General features: G+C 72.8%; 17 protein-coding genes. 11 read left to right on the forward strand and 6 right to left on the reverse strand.

What is annotated here, in order from left to right; genetic code table 11:
* The first annotated feature begins 7 nt into the window (after positions 1 to 7).
* The 3 genes from AB0E05_RS35670 to AB0E05_RS35680 are packed head-to-tail and all read left to right on the forward strand — an operon-like array spanning position 8 to position 3,008.
* Positions 8 to 1,087 (forward strand): iron chelate uptake ABC transporter family permease subunit, encoded by a 1,080-nt coding sequence (locus AB0E05_RS35670; protein ID WP_361971616.1) that lies wholly within the window; start codon positions 8 to 10, stop codon positions 1,085 to 1,087.
* Complete coding sequence (locus tag AB0E05_RS35675; protein WP_361971618.1) at positions 1,084 to 2,175, forward strand: iron chelate uptake ABC transporter family permease subunit; 1,092 nt, start codon at positions 1,084 to 1,086, stop codon at positions 2,173 to 2,175. The genes AB0E05_RS35670 and AB0E05_RS35675 overlap by 4 nt, the downstream gene beginning before the upstream one ends.
* Positions 2,172 to 3,008, forward strand: a complete 837-nt coding sequence (locus tag AB0E05_RS35680) for an ABC transporter ATP-binding protein (RefSeq protein ID WP_361971620.1) — start codon at positions 2,172 to 2,174, stop codon at positions 3,006 to 3,008. Before AB0E05_RS35675 ends, AB0E05_RS35680 begins: the two co-directional genes overlap by 4 nt.
* 44 nt (positions 3,009 to 3,052) lie before the next feature.
* Here the strand turns inward: AB0E05_RS35680 and AB0E05_RS35685 are convergent, their stop codons facing one another.
* Entirely contained in the window at positions 3,053 to 3,445 is a 393-nt protein-coding gene (locus AB0E05_RS35685; RefSeq protein ID WP_361971622.1) for a DUF397 domain-containing protein, read from the reverse strand.
* A complete protein-coding gene (locus tag AB0E05_RS35690) occupies positions 3,442 to 4,224 on the reverse strand; it encodes a helix-turn-helix transcriptional regulator (RefSeq protein ID WP_361971624.1) in 783 nt (260 codons plus the stop codon). Before AB0E05_RS35690 ends, AB0E05_RS35685 begins: the two co-directional genes overlap by 4 nt.
* A gap of 253 nt (positions 4,225 to 4,477) precedes the next feature.
* On the opposite strand from AB0E05_RS35690, the gene AB0E05_RS35695 reads away from it, so the two are divergent.
* Positions 4,478 to 4,936 carry an ATP-binding protein gene (locus AB0E05_RS35695; RefSeq protein WP_361971626.1) on the forward strand — a complete coding sequence of 153 codons (459 nt, stop codon included), beginning with the start codon at positions 4,478 to 4,480 and terminating at the stop codon, positions 4,934 to 4,936.
* 55 nt (positions 4,937 to 4,991) lie between these two features.
* Here AB0E05_RS35695 and AB0E05_RS35700 read toward each other — a convergent pair whose 3' ends face one another.
* The gene (locus tag AB0E05_RS35700) at positions 4,992 to 6,560 is read right to left on the reverse strand and encodes an MFS transporter (RefSeq protein WP_361971628.1); all 1,569 of its coding nucleotides are present in this window, start codon (positions 6,558 to 6,560) and stop codon (positions 4,992 to 4,994) included.
* Between the two features lie 96 nt (positions 6,561 to 6,656).
* Here AB0E05_RS35700 and AB0E05_RS35705 point away from each other — a divergent pair, with 96 nt between their 5' ends.
* From AB0E05_RS35705 to AB0E05_RS35730, 6 genes are all read left to right on the forward strand, one after another.
* Positions 6,657 to 9,506, forward strand: coding sequence for a BTAD domain-containing putative transcriptional regulator (locus AB0E05_RS35705; RefSeq protein WP_361971630.1), 2,850 nt, complete (start codon positions 6,657 to 6,659; stop codon positions 9,504 to 9,506).
* A 93-nt stretch (positions 9,507 to 9,599) separates the two neighbouring features.
* Positions 9,600 to 10,196 (forward strand): hypothetical protein, encoded by a 597-nt coding sequence (locus AB0E05_RS35710; RefSeq protein ID WP_361971632.1) that lies wholly within the window; start codon positions 9,600 to 9,602, stop codon positions 10,194 to 10,196.
* 176 nt (positions 10,197 to 10,372) lie between these two features.
* Entirely contained in the window at positions 10,373 to 11,353 is a 981-nt protein-coding gene (locus tag AB0E05_RS35715) for a hypothetical protein (protein WP_361971634.1), read from the forward strand.
* A 165-nt stretch (positions 11,354 to 11,518) separates the two neighbouring features.
* Complete coding sequence (locus tag AB0E05_RS35720; protein ID WP_361971636.1) at positions 11,519 to 11,947, forward strand: DoxX family protein; 429 nt, start codon at positions 11,519 to 11,521, stop codon at positions 11,945 to 11,947.
* A 183-nt stretch (positions 11,948 to 12,130) separates the two neighbouring features.
* A complete protein-coding gene (locus AB0E05_RS35725; protein ID WP_361971638.1) occupies positions 12,131 to 12,904 on the forward strand; it encodes a serine hydrolase in 774 nt (257 codons plus the stop codon).
* 62 nt (positions 12,905 to 12,966) lie between these two features.
* Positions 12,967 to 13,707, forward strand: a complete 741-nt coding sequence (locus AB0E05_RS35730) for a peptidase E (RefSeq protein WP_361971640.1) — start codon at positions 12,967 to 12,969, stop codon at positions 13,705 to 13,707.
* Between the two features lie 75 nt (positions 13,708 to 13,782).
* Here the strand turns inward: AB0E05_RS35730 and AB0E05_RS35735 are convergent, their stop codons facing one another.
* On the reverse strand, positions 13,783 to 14,679 hold the full coding sequence (locus AB0E05_RS35735; RefSeq protein WP_361971651.1) for an NADP-dependent oxidoreductase: 897 nt from the start codon (positions 14,677 to 14,679) through the stop codon (positions 13,783 to 13,785).
* A gap of 94 nt (positions 14,680 to 14,773) precedes the next feature.
* On the opposite strand from AB0E05_RS35735, the gene AB0E05_RS35740 reads away from it, so the two are divergent.
* Positions 14,774 to 15,352 carry a helix-turn-helix domain-containing protein gene (locus AB0E05_RS35740; protein ID WP_361971642.1) on the forward strand — a complete coding sequence of 193 codons (579 nt, stop codon included), beginning with the start codon at positions 14,774 to 14,776 and terminating at the stop codon, positions 15,350 to 15,352.
* Between the two features lie 38 nt (positions 15,353 to 15,390).
* Here AB0E05_RS35740 and AB0E05_RS35745 read toward each other — a convergent pair whose 3' ends face one another.
* Together AB0E05_RS35745 and AB0E05_RS35750 are read right to left on the reverse strand one after the other, a co-directional pair.
* Positions 15,391 to 15,912, reverse strand: a complete 522-nt coding sequence (locus tag AB0E05_RS35745) for a nuclear transport factor 2 family protein (protein WP_361971645.1) — start codon at positions 15,910 to 15,912, stop codon at positions 15,391 to 15,393.
* Positions 15,909 to 16,107 (reverse strand): hypothetical protein (locus AB0E05_RS35750; protein WP_361971647.1); only part of this gene is annotated, 199 nt, incomplete at its 5' end. The genes AB0E05_RS35745 and AB0E05_RS35750, both read right to left, overlap by 4 nt.

A 16,107-nucleotide genomic window follows, 5' to 3' on the forward strand; every position in this document is an offset into this window, starting at 1 on the left:
AACGACTGTGGCACCGATACGCGCCCGGAAGGCGGGCGACCGCGTACTGCCCGTCCCCGAACCCGTCCCCGACTCCGAACCCGGGCCCGCCGCCGTACGCTCGTCCGCGGTGTGGGCGGGCGCCGCGGCGGCGGTCCTCGCCGTCGTGGTCATCGCGTCCCTGCTCGTCGGCGCGAACCCCCTGCCCCCCTCGACCGTGCTGGACGCCCTGCTGGGCGAGGGGAGTGACGAGTCCCGATTCGTCGTCTGGGAACAGCGGGTACCGCGCACGGTCGCGGGCCTCTGCGTCGGCGCGGCACTGGGGGTCGCGGGTGCGCTCATCCAGGCGTTCACCCGCAACCCGCTCGCAGATCCGGGAATCCTCGGCGTCAACGCCGGTGCGGCGTTCGCCGTCGCCGTCGGCATGACCTTCCTCGGGGTCACCAGCCCGTTCGGCTACGTCTGGCTGTCCTGTGCCGGCGCGTTGGTGCTGACGGCGGTGGTCTACGGGATCGGCTCCGCCGGACGGGACGGCGGCGGCCCGATCCGACTGACGGTCACCGGCGTCGCCGTCGGCGCCGTCTTCTCCGGCCTCACCACCGGTCTGGTCCTGACCCACCCGGACTCCTTCGACCGGATGCGCGGCTGGAGCGCCGGCAGCCTGCTGGAGCGCGGCTACGACGTCGTGCTGCCCGTGCTTCCGCTGCTGGCCATCGGGGTGCTGTTCGCCGTCCTGGTGGCACCCGGCCTCAACTCCCTCGCCCTGGGCGAGGACGTGGCGCTCGCCCAGGGCGTCAACGTGCGCCGGGTGCGCCTCGCCGTCCTGGCCTCGGTGACCCTGCTCGCGGGAGGGGCGACCGCGATCGCCGGGCCGATCCTGTTCGTGGGCCTGATGGTCCCGCACGTCGTCCGTTGGGCCGTGGGGGCCGACCAGCGGAGCATCATCCTCGGCTCGCTGCTCGTCGCTCCCGCGCTCGTGCTGGTGGCGGACGTGCTCGGCCGGGTCGCGGTCCTCCCGAGCGAGATGCCCGCCGGCGTCGTCACCGCCTTCGTCGGCGCGCCGGTGCTGATCGCCCTCGTACGACGCCCGCAAGCGAGCGGCCTGTGAACGGCACCGCGCCACCGCGCGCCGACGCCCCGTCGCGCAAGGGCACCGTACTGGCCGCCGGCCGGCGCCGTGTGATGGTCGGGACCGATCGGTTGAACGTCGTGCTCGGGGTGCGGCCCGTCGCCGTCGCACTCCTCGCCGCCGCGGCGATCGCCGTCGGCGCGGTGGCGGCCCTCGCCCTCGGCGACTTCCCGCTCACGGCCCGGGACGTCCTGGGCGTGTTCACGGGCCGGACCCAAGGGTTCGCCCGCACCGTCGTGCTGGAGTGGCGGCTGCCCCGCGCGGCAGCCGCCGTCCTCTTCGGGGCAGCGCTGGCCGTCTCGGGCGCCATCTTCCAGGCCGTGACGCGCAATCCGCTCGCGAGCCCCGACATCGTCGGACTCGCCAACGGATCCTTCACGGGAATGCTCATCGCGCTGCTGCTGCTCGGCGGGAGTTGGCCCCTGCTGACGGCGGGGTCCCTGGTCGGCGGATTGTTGGCGGCACTCGCCGTCTACCTGCTCGCCTTCCGCGACGGGCTCCAGGGGTTCCGTTTCATCGTGGTGGGCATCGGGGTGTCGGCCATGCTCGCCTCGGTCAACACCTGGATGCTGCTGCGCGTGGACGTGGAGACCGCGCTGTTCGCGTCCGCATGGGGTGCCGGAACGCTCAACAGCGTCACCACCACGACCGTGGTCCCCGCCGGCGTCTGCGTACTCCTCCTCCTGGCGTGCACCCCGCTGCTGACCCCCGCGCTGCGTCAGATGGACCTCGGCGACGACACGGCCCGGGCGACCGGCGTCCGGGTGCGCCGCGCACGACCGGCGGCCGTCGCCGTCGCCGTCGCGCTGGTGAGCGTCGTGACGGCGGTGACCGGCCCGATCGCGTTCATCGCCCTGGCCGCACCGCAGATCGCCCGAAGGCTCGCCGGGACTCCCCAGATCCCCTTCGGCGTGACGGGGATGGTCGGCGGAGCGCTCCTGCTGGGGGCCGACCTCATCGCCCAGCACGTCATACCGCTGACCGTGCCGGTCGGAGTGGTCACCATCGTCCTCGGCGGCGGCTACCTCGTCTTGCTCCTCATCCACCAAGCCAGAAGACGCCCATGACGACGCATTCCCCCTCCGTCCCCGAAGCCCACGCGCCCGCAACCCCCGGTCGGCTCCGCGCCGAAGCCCTCACCCTGGGCTACGGCAGCCGCGCCATCGTCGAGGACCTGGACCTCGTCGTGCCGCCGGATTCCTTCACCGTGATCATCGGCCCGAACGCCTGCGGCAAGTCCACCCTGCTGCGTGCCCTGGCCGGTCTTCTCAAGCCCACCGCCGGAACCGTGCTGCTCGACGGCAAGGCCATCGCCGCCTACCAGCCGAAGGCCGCCGCACGGCTGCTCGGTCTGCTGCCCCAGACCGCCACCGCACCCGACGGGATCACCGTCGCCGAACTGGTCGGGCGGGGGAGGTACGCCTACCAGCGCCCGCTGCGCCAGTGGTCACGCGACGACGAGCAGGCCGTCAGGGGAGCCCTCGCGGCAACGGGCGTCGCGGAGCTCGCGCCACGTCGGGTGGAGGAGCTGTCGGGCGGACAACGGCAACGCGTCTGGATCGCCATGGTCCTGGCGCAGGAGACGCCGCTCATCCTGCTCGACGAGCCCACCACGTACCTCGACATCGCCCACCAGATCGACGTCCTCAACCTGCTCCACGACCTCAACGGGCAGGGCCGCACCATCGTCGCGGTGCTGCACGACCTCAACCAGGCCGCCCGTTACGCCTCGCACGTGGTGGCCATGAAGGACGGCAGGATCGTCGCTGCCGGCCGGCCGGCGGACACCGTCACGGCCGACCTCGTGAACGAGGTGTTCGGACTCCCCAACACCGTGATCCCCGACCCCGAGACCGGCACACCCCTCGTCGTGCCGACGGACACGCGGTCGACGCGTTGAGATGGCGGAACAGCACGGGTGAGGAGCTGTCCCGCCATCCGCGATCAATCGCGGGCCGGGCCGGTGAACCCATCGGGCTGCGTGCGCTGCCCGGCGATGAACCCGGTCCATGCGGTGGGTGTGAAGGCGAGTTGGGCTCCGCGGCGGTTCTTGGAGTCGCGTACGTGGATGGCGTCGGGGTTGGCAGCGACCTCGACGCATGCGCCGCCCTCGCTACCGCTGTGACTGCTCTTGCGCCAGTTAAGTTGTGCGGCTTGGCCGGTGATGAAGCCGGTCCATGCGGCGGGTGTGAAGGTGAGCTGGGCGCCGCGGCGGTTCTTGGTGTCGCGTACGTGGATGGCATCGGCGCTGGTGGCGACCTCGACGCACTCGCCGCCCTCGCTACCGCTGTGACTGCTCTTGGACCAGTGGAGCTGTGGGGCCTGCCCGTTCGTCATGATTCCCCCAGCAGATTCTCGACAAGCGTCCGGGAGCCGGACGGACTGAGTGCCTGGCCTCGGATGCTCCCGTGGCGTGCGGCCAGCATACGGACCTCCTCCGGGGCGGTGACAAGCCGGTTGAAGCCCTGCACCTCGCTATACCCGACCTGCTGCTTTCCATGAGGAGTGAGGAGGATGAACGGCCCGTCCATGCCTGCGTGGCTCTCACAGTCCAGCGGTAGCACCTGGATCTCGACGTTGCGGAGGTGGCTCAGCTCCAATAGGTGTTCCAACTGCTCGTGTTGGATCTGGCGCCCGCCGATGCCCCGGCGCAGGACTGACTCCTCGATGACGGCCGTCACGGTCGGAGGGGGCCAACGGGTCAGAATCTGCTGTCGGGCGAGCCTGGCGGCCACACGCTGTTCGATGGTGTCCTCGTCCAGGAGGGGGCGCCTCGCGGTGAAGACCGTTCTCGCGTACCTCTCCGTCTGGAACAGTCCCGGGACGATCAAGGTGCTGTAGAAGCAGACCTCGACTGCCTTCGCTTCCAGGTCCGCATAGTCCCGGAACCACTCCGGATGCCGCACCCTCCTCCGCGCCTTCGCTAGTGCGACATCATCCGCCAGCACGGCGAGCAGCCCACCGCACTCCAGCACCCCGTCCACCGTCACCAGGAACTCCGGCTGCGGCGTGCGTCGGCCGCGTTCGATCGAGGAGATCTGCTCCTCGCCGTAGCCGACTCGCTGGCCCAACTGCCGCTGGTTCAGGCCGGCTCGTTCCCGGGCGGACTTGATCATGCGGCCGATGGCGCGGAACAGGTCCGTGACCTCTTCCGAACCCGCCGGGTCCTCCGTACTCCGTGCTTCCACTGCACACCGCCGTTCTCGATCGTGGCGCCTGCTCACCGACCGGCACCCGACAGCCGTCACGGGCGGACATCCGTACAACTCCGGCTGTTGCCCGGACAGTCCGGCCCGACGGCTGGACAGTCACGCACCGTACGTCGCCGGATACTCCTCACCGTAGAACCGCCCCGTCACCCTCGGTGAGATGAACCAGGAAATCGGGCCGGCGACCCGTGAACCACTCGCCAACACAAGCAACATGGGCAACGTGAGCCTCCGCAGGCTCTTCCCTGCCACCCGGCGCGGGGCTCGCGCGGTGCGTCACACCGCGGAGAAGTGGCTCGCGGAGAACCTGACGCCGGAAGAACGGCGGGACGGCGACCTGCTCCCCACCGCCGGCCTCCTGATCGCCGAACTCGTGGCGAACGCCGCCCTGCACGGTCGGGTGCGCGGCCGTGAGGCCCGGCTGGTTGCCGTGCTCAGCGCGGAGGAGCTGTGGGTCGAGGTCACCGACGCCCGCGGTGAGCGGCTGCCGGTGCTGCGTACGGAAGCGGACGGCGAGTCGGGGCGCGGCCTCATGCTCGTCGACGCGCTCGCCGACGACTGGGGCGTACTGCCGCACCGGCCCGGTGGGAAGACGGTGTGGGCCGCGTGCCGCCGGTGACGGACCCAAGTGCCCTCCCTGCCGCACCACGCGGCGCGGGAGAGCCAGGCTCACGTCACCGCTGATGCGCGACCTGCTCCTCCGGTTCGCTCTCCGGCTCGCCCTCCGGTTCCTCGTCGCCGATCGTGCCAATGTGCCGCAGCGCCACCGCGGAGAGGGCGGAGAGCACCAGGATGCCGACCGCCGCGACCGTCATCGCGACGTTCAGGCCGGCGGTCGCCGCCTCCTTGGCCTGATCGAGCAGGCCGTCCGGCAACTGGTCCGCCAGGGAAGAGGCGTTGGCGAGGCTGTCGCCCGCCGCTTCCGCGACGTCGTTCGGCGTGCCCGCGGGGATCTCCGCGTCGACGTGGTCGCGGTACACCGCGGTGCCCAGGCTCCCGAGGGTCGCCACGCCGAGCGCGAGCCCCAGTTCCTGCACGGTCTCCGACATCGCCGATGCCGAGCCCGCCTTCTCCGGGGGCGCGGCCCCCACCACCAGGTCCGTGCCCAGCGACGCGATCGCCCCGAGCCCCAGGTACACCAGCCCGAAACCGATCACCATCAGGGCGATGCCGCCCGTCGATTCCACCTGGGTGAGCAGCACGTACCCGAGCGTGGACAGCGCCAAAGTGGCGGCCATCACGACCCCCGGCCGTACGCGGCGCGCGAGGAGCGGCGACCCGATCGCGGCCACGAACATCATCAGCGCGGGCGGCCCCATCCACAGGCCCGCCTCCACCGGCGACAGCCCCTCCACGAGCTGGAGCTGCTGCGTGATCAGCAGCAGCGAGCCGCCGACGCCGATCAGCCCGACGAGCAGCACGCTGAGCGCGGCGCTGAACGTGCGGTTGCGGAACAGCCGTACGTCCAACAGCGGACTCTCCAACGTACCCTGGCGCCTGACGAACAGCACCCCGCCCACCAGCCCGACCGCCGCGGCGACGAACATGGGCGCCCCGAAGCCCTCCTTGGCGCCCCGCTTCACCGCGTAGACCACCGGCAGGATCGCGACCAGCGACAGCGCGACGCTGAGCAGGTCGAACCGGCCGCGCCGCGGTGCGCGGTACTCGGGAATCAGCAGCGGCGCGGCCACCAGCAGCACGATCGCGACCGGCACCGCGAGGAGGAACGCCGAACCCCACCAGAACTCGGCCAGCAGCGCGCCGCCCACCACCGGGCCGAGCGCCATGCCGAGCGAGAAGCTCGTCGCCCACACCCCGATCGCCACCGAGCGCTGGCGCGCGTCGACGAACATGTTGCTGATCAGGGAGAGCGTGGACGGCATCAGCGTGGCACCGGCGATCCCCAGCGCGGCGCGCGCCGCGATCAGCAGCTCGGTGCTGGGGGAGTACGCGGCGACCACCGAGACCACGCCGAAGACGGCCGCCCCGATCATCAGCAGCTTCCGCCGGCCGATCCGGTCACCCAGCGTGCCCATGGTGATCAGGAACCCGGCGATCAGGAAGCCGTACGCATCCATGATCCACAGCGCTTCGGTGCTGCTCGGCCGCAGGTCCTCCGCGAGCGAGGGGAGGGCGAGATAGAGCACGGTGAGATCGAGGCCGAGCAGCACCGTGGGCAGCGAGAGGACGGCCAGCCCGCCCCACTCCCGGGGGCCGGCCCTACGGGTGGTCATGGTGCTCATGGCACTCCCATGCGTTGCGGTTTCCGATGCGTGCCCGGCCACCCTGCCGAGCCGCACGCACGGTTTCCTGAGGGTCCGCTGCCGTACGCTGTGACCATGCGTTACGGGGTGCTGGGCCCGCTGACCGTCTGGGACGCCGAGGGGCGGCCCGTCAAGGTCCCCGAAGCGAAGGTGCGCGCCCTGCTGGCGGACCTGCTGGCCCACGGGGGTGGTCCGGTGTCGGCCGACCGCCTCATCGAGGACCTGTGGGCGGGCCGCCCGCCGGGCGGAGCGGTCAACACGCTCCAGACGAAGATCTCCGCGCTGCGCCGCGTACTGGGCCGTGAGCAGGTCGTCCGCGAACCCGCGGGCTATCGGCTGCTGCTGCCCTCCGACTCCGCCGAAGCGGGCAGCGCGGTTGACGCGGTGCGGTTCCAGGAGCTGGCCGAACGCGCCCGCGCCCACCGGGACCCGGCGGCGAAGGAGGAGTTGTTCGCCGACGCGCTCGCGCTGTGGCGGGGCCCGGCGTACGCCGACGTCGCCGAGGCACTCTTCGCCCGCGGCGAGATCGCCCGCCTGGAGGAGCTGCGGCTGACCGTCCTGGAGGACCGGGCCGAGGCACGGCTGACGCTCGGCGCACACCTGGAACTCGCCGCGGACATGGGTGATGTGGTGGCGCAGCACCCGCTGCGCGAACGCCTGTCGATGGCGTACATGCGCGCGCTGTACCGGGCCGGTCGGCAGGGCGACGCGCTCCAGAGCTTCCTGGAGCTGCGGCGTCGGCTCCGGGAGGAGTTGGGGATCTCGCCCGGGCCGGGAGCCACCGCGCTGTACGAGGCGATCCTGCGGCAGGAGCCCCATCTGGTGCCGCCGACCGTGGAGTCGCCGTCGTGCCGCACCAACCTGCCCGCGCCGCTGACCGCGCTGATCGGCCGGCGCGATGCGGTCGACCGGGTACGGGCCCTGCTCAGCCCGCGCGCACACACCCGGCTCGTCACCCTCACCGGCCTCGGCGGGGTCGGGAAGACGCGACTGGCGACGGCCGCGGCGCACGGCATGACCGAGCAGTTCCCCGACGGGGTGTGGCTCGTCGAACTGGCCGGCCTGGGCGCCGAGTCGACCCCCGACGACATCGCCGAACGTGTCATCACGACCTTGGGGCTGTGCGACACCGCGGCGTCCGAACCGGACCTCGACGACCTGGTCGGCTGGCTGTGCCGCGCGGTGGCCGAGAAGCAGCTCCTCGTCCTGCTGGACAACTGCGAGCACCTGGTCGAACCGGTCGCCGCGCTCGCCGGAGCCGTACTCGCGAAGGTGCCCGGCGGGCAGCTGCTCGTCACCAGCCAGGAAGCCCTCGCGATCCCCGGCGAGGCGGTGCATCCGGTGCCTCCGCTGGCGCTGCCCGAGGACACCGGTCCGGGCGCGGTCGCCCGTTCCAGCGCCGTCGAGCTGTTCGTGGCGCGGGCGGCGGCAGCGGCGCCCGGTTTCGCCCTCGACGCGGACAACGCACCCGCCGTGCACGCCATCTGCCGTCGGCTGGACGGCATTCCGCTCGCGCTGGAACTGGTGGCGCCGCGGCTGCGGACGCTGAGCCCGGACGAACTCGCCACCTCCCTCGACGGCCGGTTCCCCGGGCCCGAGGTCCGCGCGCGCGGACTGCCCGCCCGGCAGCGGACGCTGCGCGGCATGCTCGACTGGAGCTGGCACCTGCTCGGCGCGGACGAGCGGACCGTGCTGCGACGGGTGGCCGTGCACACCGACGGCTGCACCCTGCCGTCCGCCCGAGCCGTCTGCGCCGACCGCGACCTGCCCGCGGAGCGGGTGCCCGACCTGCTGTCGCGCCTGGTGGACCGCTCGCTGGTGGTCCGCAAGGCGGGCCGGTTCCGGCTGCTGGAATCGGTGGCCGCGTACTGCGCCGAACGGCTCACGGAGGCAGGGGAGACGTCCGCGGTCCGCGCCCGGTTCGTACGGTGCTACGTCGAACTCGCCGAGCAGCAGAGCACATTGCTCCGCGGCCCGGACCAGCGGCACGGCCTGGCACGGCTCGACGAGGAGACGAACAACCTGCGCCGCGCCCTGGACCTCGCGGTCACCGAGAACGACGCCGAGCACGCGCTACGGCTGGTGAACGCGATGGCGTGGTACTGGTTCCTGCGCGGGCGGCTCACCGAGGCCCGTCGATCCTTCCAGGCAGCGCTGGCGACCTACGGCGAGACGGATCCCGCCGTGCGTCCGGCCGCGCAGGCGTGGCTCACCGGCATCGAACTGCGCACGGCGCCGACCGACACCACGGCCGACACCACGGCGGCGCAGGCCGGCGCCGACCCGACGGCCGGCCTCGCCGACCCGGTGCTCCGCGCCCGCCTTCAGTGGTTCGTCGGCACCGGCCTCACCGGCCGCGGCCACCACCACGAGGGCCGCCGCCTCCTGAAGGCGAGCCTCACAGGCGCCCGCGCCGCCCGGGACCCCTGGGGCGAGGCCGCGGCCCTGGTCGAACTCGCCGACCAGACGGACACGGAACTGGGCGCGGCGCTCTTCCGCGAGACCGGCGACCGCTGGGGCCGACTCCGGGCCACCCGCGCCCTGGCCCGCGCGGCCGAACGCCACGGCGACCCCGCCCGTGCGGAACGACTCCACCGCGAAGGTCTCCCGGCCGCCGAAGAACTCGGCCTGTGGACCGAGGTCGTCGAAACCCTGACCTGGCTCGGTCGCACCGCCCTGACCGCGGGCCACCCCCGCCGAGCGGCCGACCACTACGAACGCGCCCTGTCCGTCGCCTCGGACCGTGCCTACACCCGCGGCGAGATCCGCGCCGAAGTCGGCCTCTCCCTCGCGGCCCACCACCAGCACGACGAGGACTCGGCCCGCCACCACCTGAACCGCGCCCGCGCCAAGAGCCGCACGTCGGGTTCCCCGTCCGACGCGGACGAGGCCCTGGCGGAACTGGAGGGAGTCCCCCGCGGGTGAGCGGGGGTTCCCCGTCGATGACGTGCCCCGACGTCGATCCGGCCGGCGGAGCTACGCTGCCACGACACCGCCGACGTCGAGCACGGGGGGAACGTGAGCCGACCACTGCTGTTCCTCGACGTGGACGGACCCCTCAATCCCTACGCGGCCAAACCCGAGAGGCGCCCCGAGGGGTACACCACCCTGAGAGTCCCCCGGAACGGCGGGACCACGGCGGACCACGTGTCCCTCTCCTCCCGCCGGCGCCCCCTGCGGGTCTGGCTCAACCCGGCACACGGGCGGGCCCTGCTGCGGCTCGACTACGAACTCTGGTGGGCCACCACGTGGATGGACGACGCCAACCGGTGGATCGCCCCGGTGCTCGGCCTCCCCGAACTCCCCTTCGTCGACTTCGGCGACGCCCTGTTCCAGGAGCGGCCCGACGGGGTCCACTGGAAGACCGAACCCCTGGTGCGCCACGCCGACGGCCGCCCGTTCGCCTGGGTGGACGACGAGCAGGGCGAGCGGGACCACGCGTATGTGACGGAGCACCACCGGGCACCTGGACTCCTCCACCACGTCGATCCGCGCATCGGCCTGCGCGAGGGCGACTTCAGCGCGCTCGCCGACTTCGCGGCTGCGTCAGGCGGGCGCGGAGTCCGCGATGTCCACCGCGAGCAGCGCGGCGCAGCCGACGTGGGTGATCGCTGACCCTCCCGGCGCGGGGCTTGGACCGGTCGGGTGCGAGGGGGCCGCCGTCGGGGTGCCGTGATCGTCCGCCGCGAGGGTGAGGCGCGTCGGCGGGCGCACGGTTCGCACCCCACTTCGTCCATGTCTCTCCACAATGTCCCGAGGGAGACCCGCCGTCGCGGAGAGGTGCAGCAGACATGGTGCCGGATTCCTTCAGCCCCCCGCGGGTGCTCCGACGGGCGTGGACGGTCAACCCGCCGCTGACCGGGGCCGTCGTCGTCCTGGTCCTGGTCACCCTGGTCGCGCTGGTGGGACTGGTCGTGGACCCCCGGGTGATCACGGGGCAGCCGGCATGGGCCAAGCCGGCCCGGTTCGCCTTCTCGTTCGCCCTTTACGCCGCCACGCTGCTGTGGCTGCTGACCTTCGTCCGAGGCCATGAACGGCTGGTACGGGCGATTTCCTGGATCACCGCGGCCGGGGTGGTCGTCGAGGTGGTGTGGGCCGCCGGATCGGCCGCAGCCGGCACCACCAGCCACTTCAACTTCACCACCCCCCTGTCCAGCACCCTGGTGGTGACCATGCTGATCGTCATCACCGTGGTCGTGCTGACGAGCCTGGCCACCATCGGCCTGCTGCTCCACCAGCGCGTCGAGCCACCCGCACTGGCCTGGGCGCTGCGGCTGGGGCTCGTCGTCGGCGTCGTCGGGATGGCAACGGCCGTCCCCATGGTCAGCAGCCCTACCCTCGAACAGGAAGTGGCCGAAGACCTCGGCCAGGGCATGCCGATCAGCGGCGGCCACACGGTCGGCGAAGCCGACGGCGGTCCCGGCATGCTCGTCACCAACTTCAGCACCACCGCCGGCGACCTGCGCATCGCCCACTTCGTCGGCATCCACTCGCTCCAGGCCCTGTGCCTGATCGGCCTGCTCCTCACCCTCGGACCCCGGATCCTCCCGCCCCGCCACCGCGTCGCCGTGGTGTGGATCGCCGCGACCAGCCTGCTCGCGCTCACGGGCATCCTCTTCTGGCAGGCGCTGCGCGCCCAGCCCCTGACCTCCCCCGACCTCGCGACGACCGCCGCTCTCACCGCCCTGGCAGTCGGGGCCGCAGCGGCCACCACCGCGGTGTTCGTGCACGCCCGCATCGCGCGCTCGACAGCTCGGGCCGCGCCGCCCTGAACGGCCCGCCGCAGGGGCCCGCGTGCGGTGCCCTCGTGGCCAATGGGGTGACCACGTCACCGGGTCGGGGGTGCGGGCGGTCGCGTACGGATGCCGGGGTGCGGCGGCGGTGATCCAGTGGTAGCCGGGTGGGGCCGAGCGTGGACAGCGAAGGAGAAGGCCACCGTGGAACCCCTCATCGCATTGATCATCGGCTTCGTCGGGGCACGGCTGGCCGGATTCGCCGGCGTGGACGCGCTCGACGACTGGCAGACGGCGCTGCGGGTCGGACTCTCCCTCATGTTCCTGTTCACCGCCGTCGCCCACTTCGAGCCCAAGCTCCGCGCCCAACTCATCGACATGGTGCCGCCGGCCCTGCCCCGCCCGGACCTGCTGGTGACCGTCACCGGCCTGCTGGAAGTGGCGGGCGCACTCTGCCTGCTCGTTCCGGCGACCGCCCCCTGGGCGGCGGCCGGTCTCGCGGCGCTGATGATCGTCATGTTCCCGGCGAACGTGTCCGCCGCCCGCCGAAGGATCGCCCAGGGAGACCCCATCGGCCCCCGGACCGCGTTCCAGGTGGTGTACATCGCGGCGGCGGTGCTGGCCATCCCCTGACCGTCGGCCGCGCCTGCCCCGGTTCACAGGAAGGCGTGAGTCAATCCCCCCATGCCTTCCAGTGGACTGCGTACGGTACGGACCAGGCGGGCGCCCGCCCGCCGCGGCAGCTTACGAACGGCCCCGCCAGGCGCCGCACGCCGCACCACCACCGCGGCGCTGGCAACCGCGCTGGTCACGGCCGTGCTGGCACCGGCGCCCGCCGCCGCGGCCACCCTCCCGGACGTCTCCTGCACCACCGCGGACCTCCCTCTCGGTTACGGACTCCTCCTCGACGTCGCCGCCGCGCTCGGCGCCCACGAGTCCACGGCCGCCGTCTTCGTCGAGGACCGCGCCACCGGCACGCGCTGCGAGGTCCGGGCCGACCGGGCGTACGACTCGGCGAGCGTCGTCAAGGTCGTTGTGCTCGGCGCCCTGCTCCGGGAGGCCGATCGGCAGGGGCGCCGGCTCACGGACCGCGAAGCCGCCCTCGCGCGCGCCATGATCACCCGCTCCGACAACGCGGCCACGGACGCCCTGTGGCGGCAGTTGGGCGCCGGGCGCATCGCCGCGTTCTGCGCCGCGGCAAAGATGACCGACACCGTGCCCGGCCGCGCCGGTCACTGGGGACTGACCCGCATCACCGCCCGCGACACGGGCACGCTGCTCAGGCTGTTGACCACCGCCACCCCGGTCCTGAGCGACACCTCCCGCTCCCACGCCCTGCGGCTGTTGCGCGAGGTGGTGCCGTCGCAGCGCTGGGGCACCCCGGCGGGCGCGCCCGCCACCACGGCCGTGCACGTCAAGAACGGTTGGTTGCCGCGGGCCAGCCACGGTTGGCGCGTCCACAGCGCCGGTGCCTTCACCGACGGCGGCAGGGACTACACCGTGACCGTGCTCACCGAGGACAACGCGACCATGGCGGACGGCATCGCCACCATCGAGGCGGTCTCCCGCGCGCTGCACCGCCGTCTGTGACCGCCCGGGGTCGGAGAGCTGGGGTCGGGAGCCGGAGGGCGGGAGTCGATACGATCATGGCCATGACGGCAGCCGAACCGACCATCCTCGCGACCTCCGGCGGCCACCGGATCGGCGGGCGGACCAGAGTGCTGTTCGACTCCCTCGTCCACCATGCGGTCGACCTCTCCGGGGTGCACGGCCGGCGCCCGCGCATCATGTACGTCGGCACCGCCATCGGGGACGCCGAGCACTTCACGACCCGGATGACCGAGGCCGCGCGGGTGGCGGGGTTCGACCTCACGCCCCTGCACCTGTTCCCCATGCCCAACGTCGAGGACGTCGAGGGCGCTGTACTCGACCACGACGTGGTCTGGGTCATGGGCGGCTCGGTGATCAACCTGCTCGCGGTGTGGCGGGCGCACGGCCTGGACCGCATCATGCACCGCGCCTGGCAGGCCGGCGTCGTGCTCAGCGGGGTCAGCGCGGGCTCCCTCTGCTGGTACGAGGGAGGCGCGACGGACTCCTTCGGGCCCGAGCTGCGCCCGGTCACCAACGGGCTCGGCTTCCTGCCGTACGGCAACGGCGTGCACTACGACTCCGACGAGGGCCGGCGCCCCCTGATCCACCGACTCGTGGCGGACGGCACCGTGCCCACGGCGCACTGCACGGACGACGGCGTCGGCCTGGTGTACCGCGGAACGGAGTTGGTGGAGGCGGTGGCGGAAGTGCCGGGCGCGGGCGCCTACATCGTCACGCGGGAGGGATCCGGGGCGACCGAGGAGCGCATCGAGCCCCGCCGGCTCGCCCCTGCGGGGCGCTGACCGGCCCTGCCGCCGGCGGGCCGACGCGGCTCCGTACCCCGCCGCCGGATTCGGCCGGCCGCGGCCCGCGCCGACTCAGGCGACCAGGATGACCCGGCGCCCGCGCGTGTGACCGGCCCGGCTGTCGGCGTGCGCCGCCGCGGCCTCGTCGAGCGCGTACGCCTTCTCCACCGGGATGCGCAGCTTCCCCCGCGCGATGAGGTCGGCGGCCTCGGCGAGCGCTGCCGGCACGCTCCCGGCCGTGCCGGAGAACCGCACGCCGAACTCCGGTGCGCCCAGATCGGCGATGGAGACCACCTTCTGCGGATCGCCGGTCAGCTCGACGAGTTCGCGGAGCACGCCCGCGCCGGCGAGGTCCAGGGCCGCGTCGACGGCGCCGAGTTGCCGCACCCGCTCGACCCAGCCCTTCTCGTACGTCGTGGCGACGGCGCCGAGGCTGCGGACGTACTCCTGGTTCGCGGCCCCTGCCGTGCCGACCACCGCGATGCCGCGGTGGCGGGCGATCTGGAGCACCGCCGACCCCACTCCGCCCGACGCACCGCTGACCAGCAGCGTCTGCCCCGGCTGCACACCGACCTGGTCGATGACGCGCAGCGCGGTCTCCACGACGGAGGGGTAACCGGCGGCCTCCTCGAAGGGCAGGCCCTCGGGCATCCGGGCCCAGGCCGACAGCACGGCGAACTCGGCGTAGGTGCTCGCCCCTTCGCCGAACACGGGGTCGCCGACCGCGACCCCTTCGACGCCCGCGCCGACCTCGTCCACCACCCCGGCGGCGTCCAGCCCGACCCCGGCGGGCAGTTCGATCGGACGGGCCTTTTGGAACTGGCCTTCGCGGATCCGCCAGTCGACCGGGTTCACCCCCGCCGCCCGCACGGCGATGCGTATGCGGCCGGGGCCGGCGTGGGGCACCTCGGCGTCGACGAGGCGCAGCACCTCCGGCCCGCCGAACTCGGCGAAGCTCACCATCTTCATGGTCGTCTTCTTCGTGGTCGTCATGACGCCGACCGTAACACTAACGGTTAGTGTTTCAGAACTGTTCCATCTTCGTGCCTGATAGCGTGAGCGCATGACCGTGCCGCCCGGACGTCGCGAGCGCAAGAAGGCCGCGACCCGTCAGAAGATCGCCGACGCCGCGCTGCGGCTCTTCCTGGAGCAGGGGTACGACGCGGTCGGCATCCGTGACGTCGCCGCGGAGGCCGACGTCGCCGTCACCACGCTCTTCTCCCACTTCGCCTCGAAGGAGGCGCTGGTCTTCGAGCAGGACGAGGACTTCGAGCAGCGCCTCGCCCGGGCGGTCAGCGACCGGGCGCCGGACGAACAGCTCGTCCCCGCACTGCGCCGCGAGGTCCACGCCCTGGTCCGCCACTGCACGGCGGACGGCGCCGCCCCGATCTGGCGCATGATCGACGTGACCCCCGCGCTGCGGGCGTACGAGGGGTCGATGAGGCTGCGCCACGCGGACGCGCTCGCCCGGGCCGTCGCCGCCGACCTCGACCTGCCGCCGACCTCGACGGCCTGCCGGGCCGTCGCGAGGTTCGCGGTCGACGCCTACTCACTGGCCCGCGAGGCGCCCGACCCGCAGGCCGCGGTCGACGAGGTCTTCGAGATGATCACCGCGGCCTGGGACGCGGCCCGCCCTTCGTGACCGGCCCGGGCCGGAACGGCCCCTGGGGGACGGCCCCTTCAGCGCGGTGTCCCGACCCGGTCGATCAGCTCGGTGACGGCGATCATGTCGAGGTAGGCGTACGCCCGCACGACCTGGTTGCGGCGGAAGGTCAGCACCCAGCAGTACTCGTTGTGGTACGCCACCCCGTCGAGCGCGGTGGCGTCGCCCTCGAAGCGGGTGATCACCGTGTCCCCGTCCGCCCACAGGTGCTGCGGCGTCATGATCAGGGGTGTGGCCAGCCGGGTCACGATCGGTGCCGCGCCCTCGTCGAGGAACGCCTGCTTGCCGTGGTACGTCCGCCCGTTGGCGATGGACCAGACGACGTCGGGGTGCAGGACGTCGAAGAAGCTCCCCCCGTTGTTCTGCCGGGCGAACGCCCGCAGCACCAGCGCCTTGTTCCCGCGCTCGCGACCGGACTCCGGCCCGGTGTCCGGCGTCCCTTCGCGGTCCGGAGCTGCCTGCGCCGGGGTTCCCAGGAGCGTCGCTCCGCCGCTCGCGGCGGCGAGGGCGACGAACGCGCGTCGGCTGTGTCGCTTCATGGGTGGTTCTCCTCGGTCCTCGGTGTCTGCGGTCCTCGGTGGCTGTGATCGAACTCCGCCGTGCTGTGCACCTCATGATCCGACGGCGGTCGACGATCCACCAGGACGCGCTGCCCCTGGGGGCGCTGCACCCAGGAACGCCCGGCGCGGGCCCTCGGCTGGATCGGCGCGGCGCACCGCGCCGATCCAGCCGAG

Source organism: Streptomyces sp. NPDC048057, from assembly GCF_040653095.1.
GTDB lineage: Bacteria > Actinomycetota > Actinomycetes > Streptomycetales > Streptomycetaceae > Streptomyces.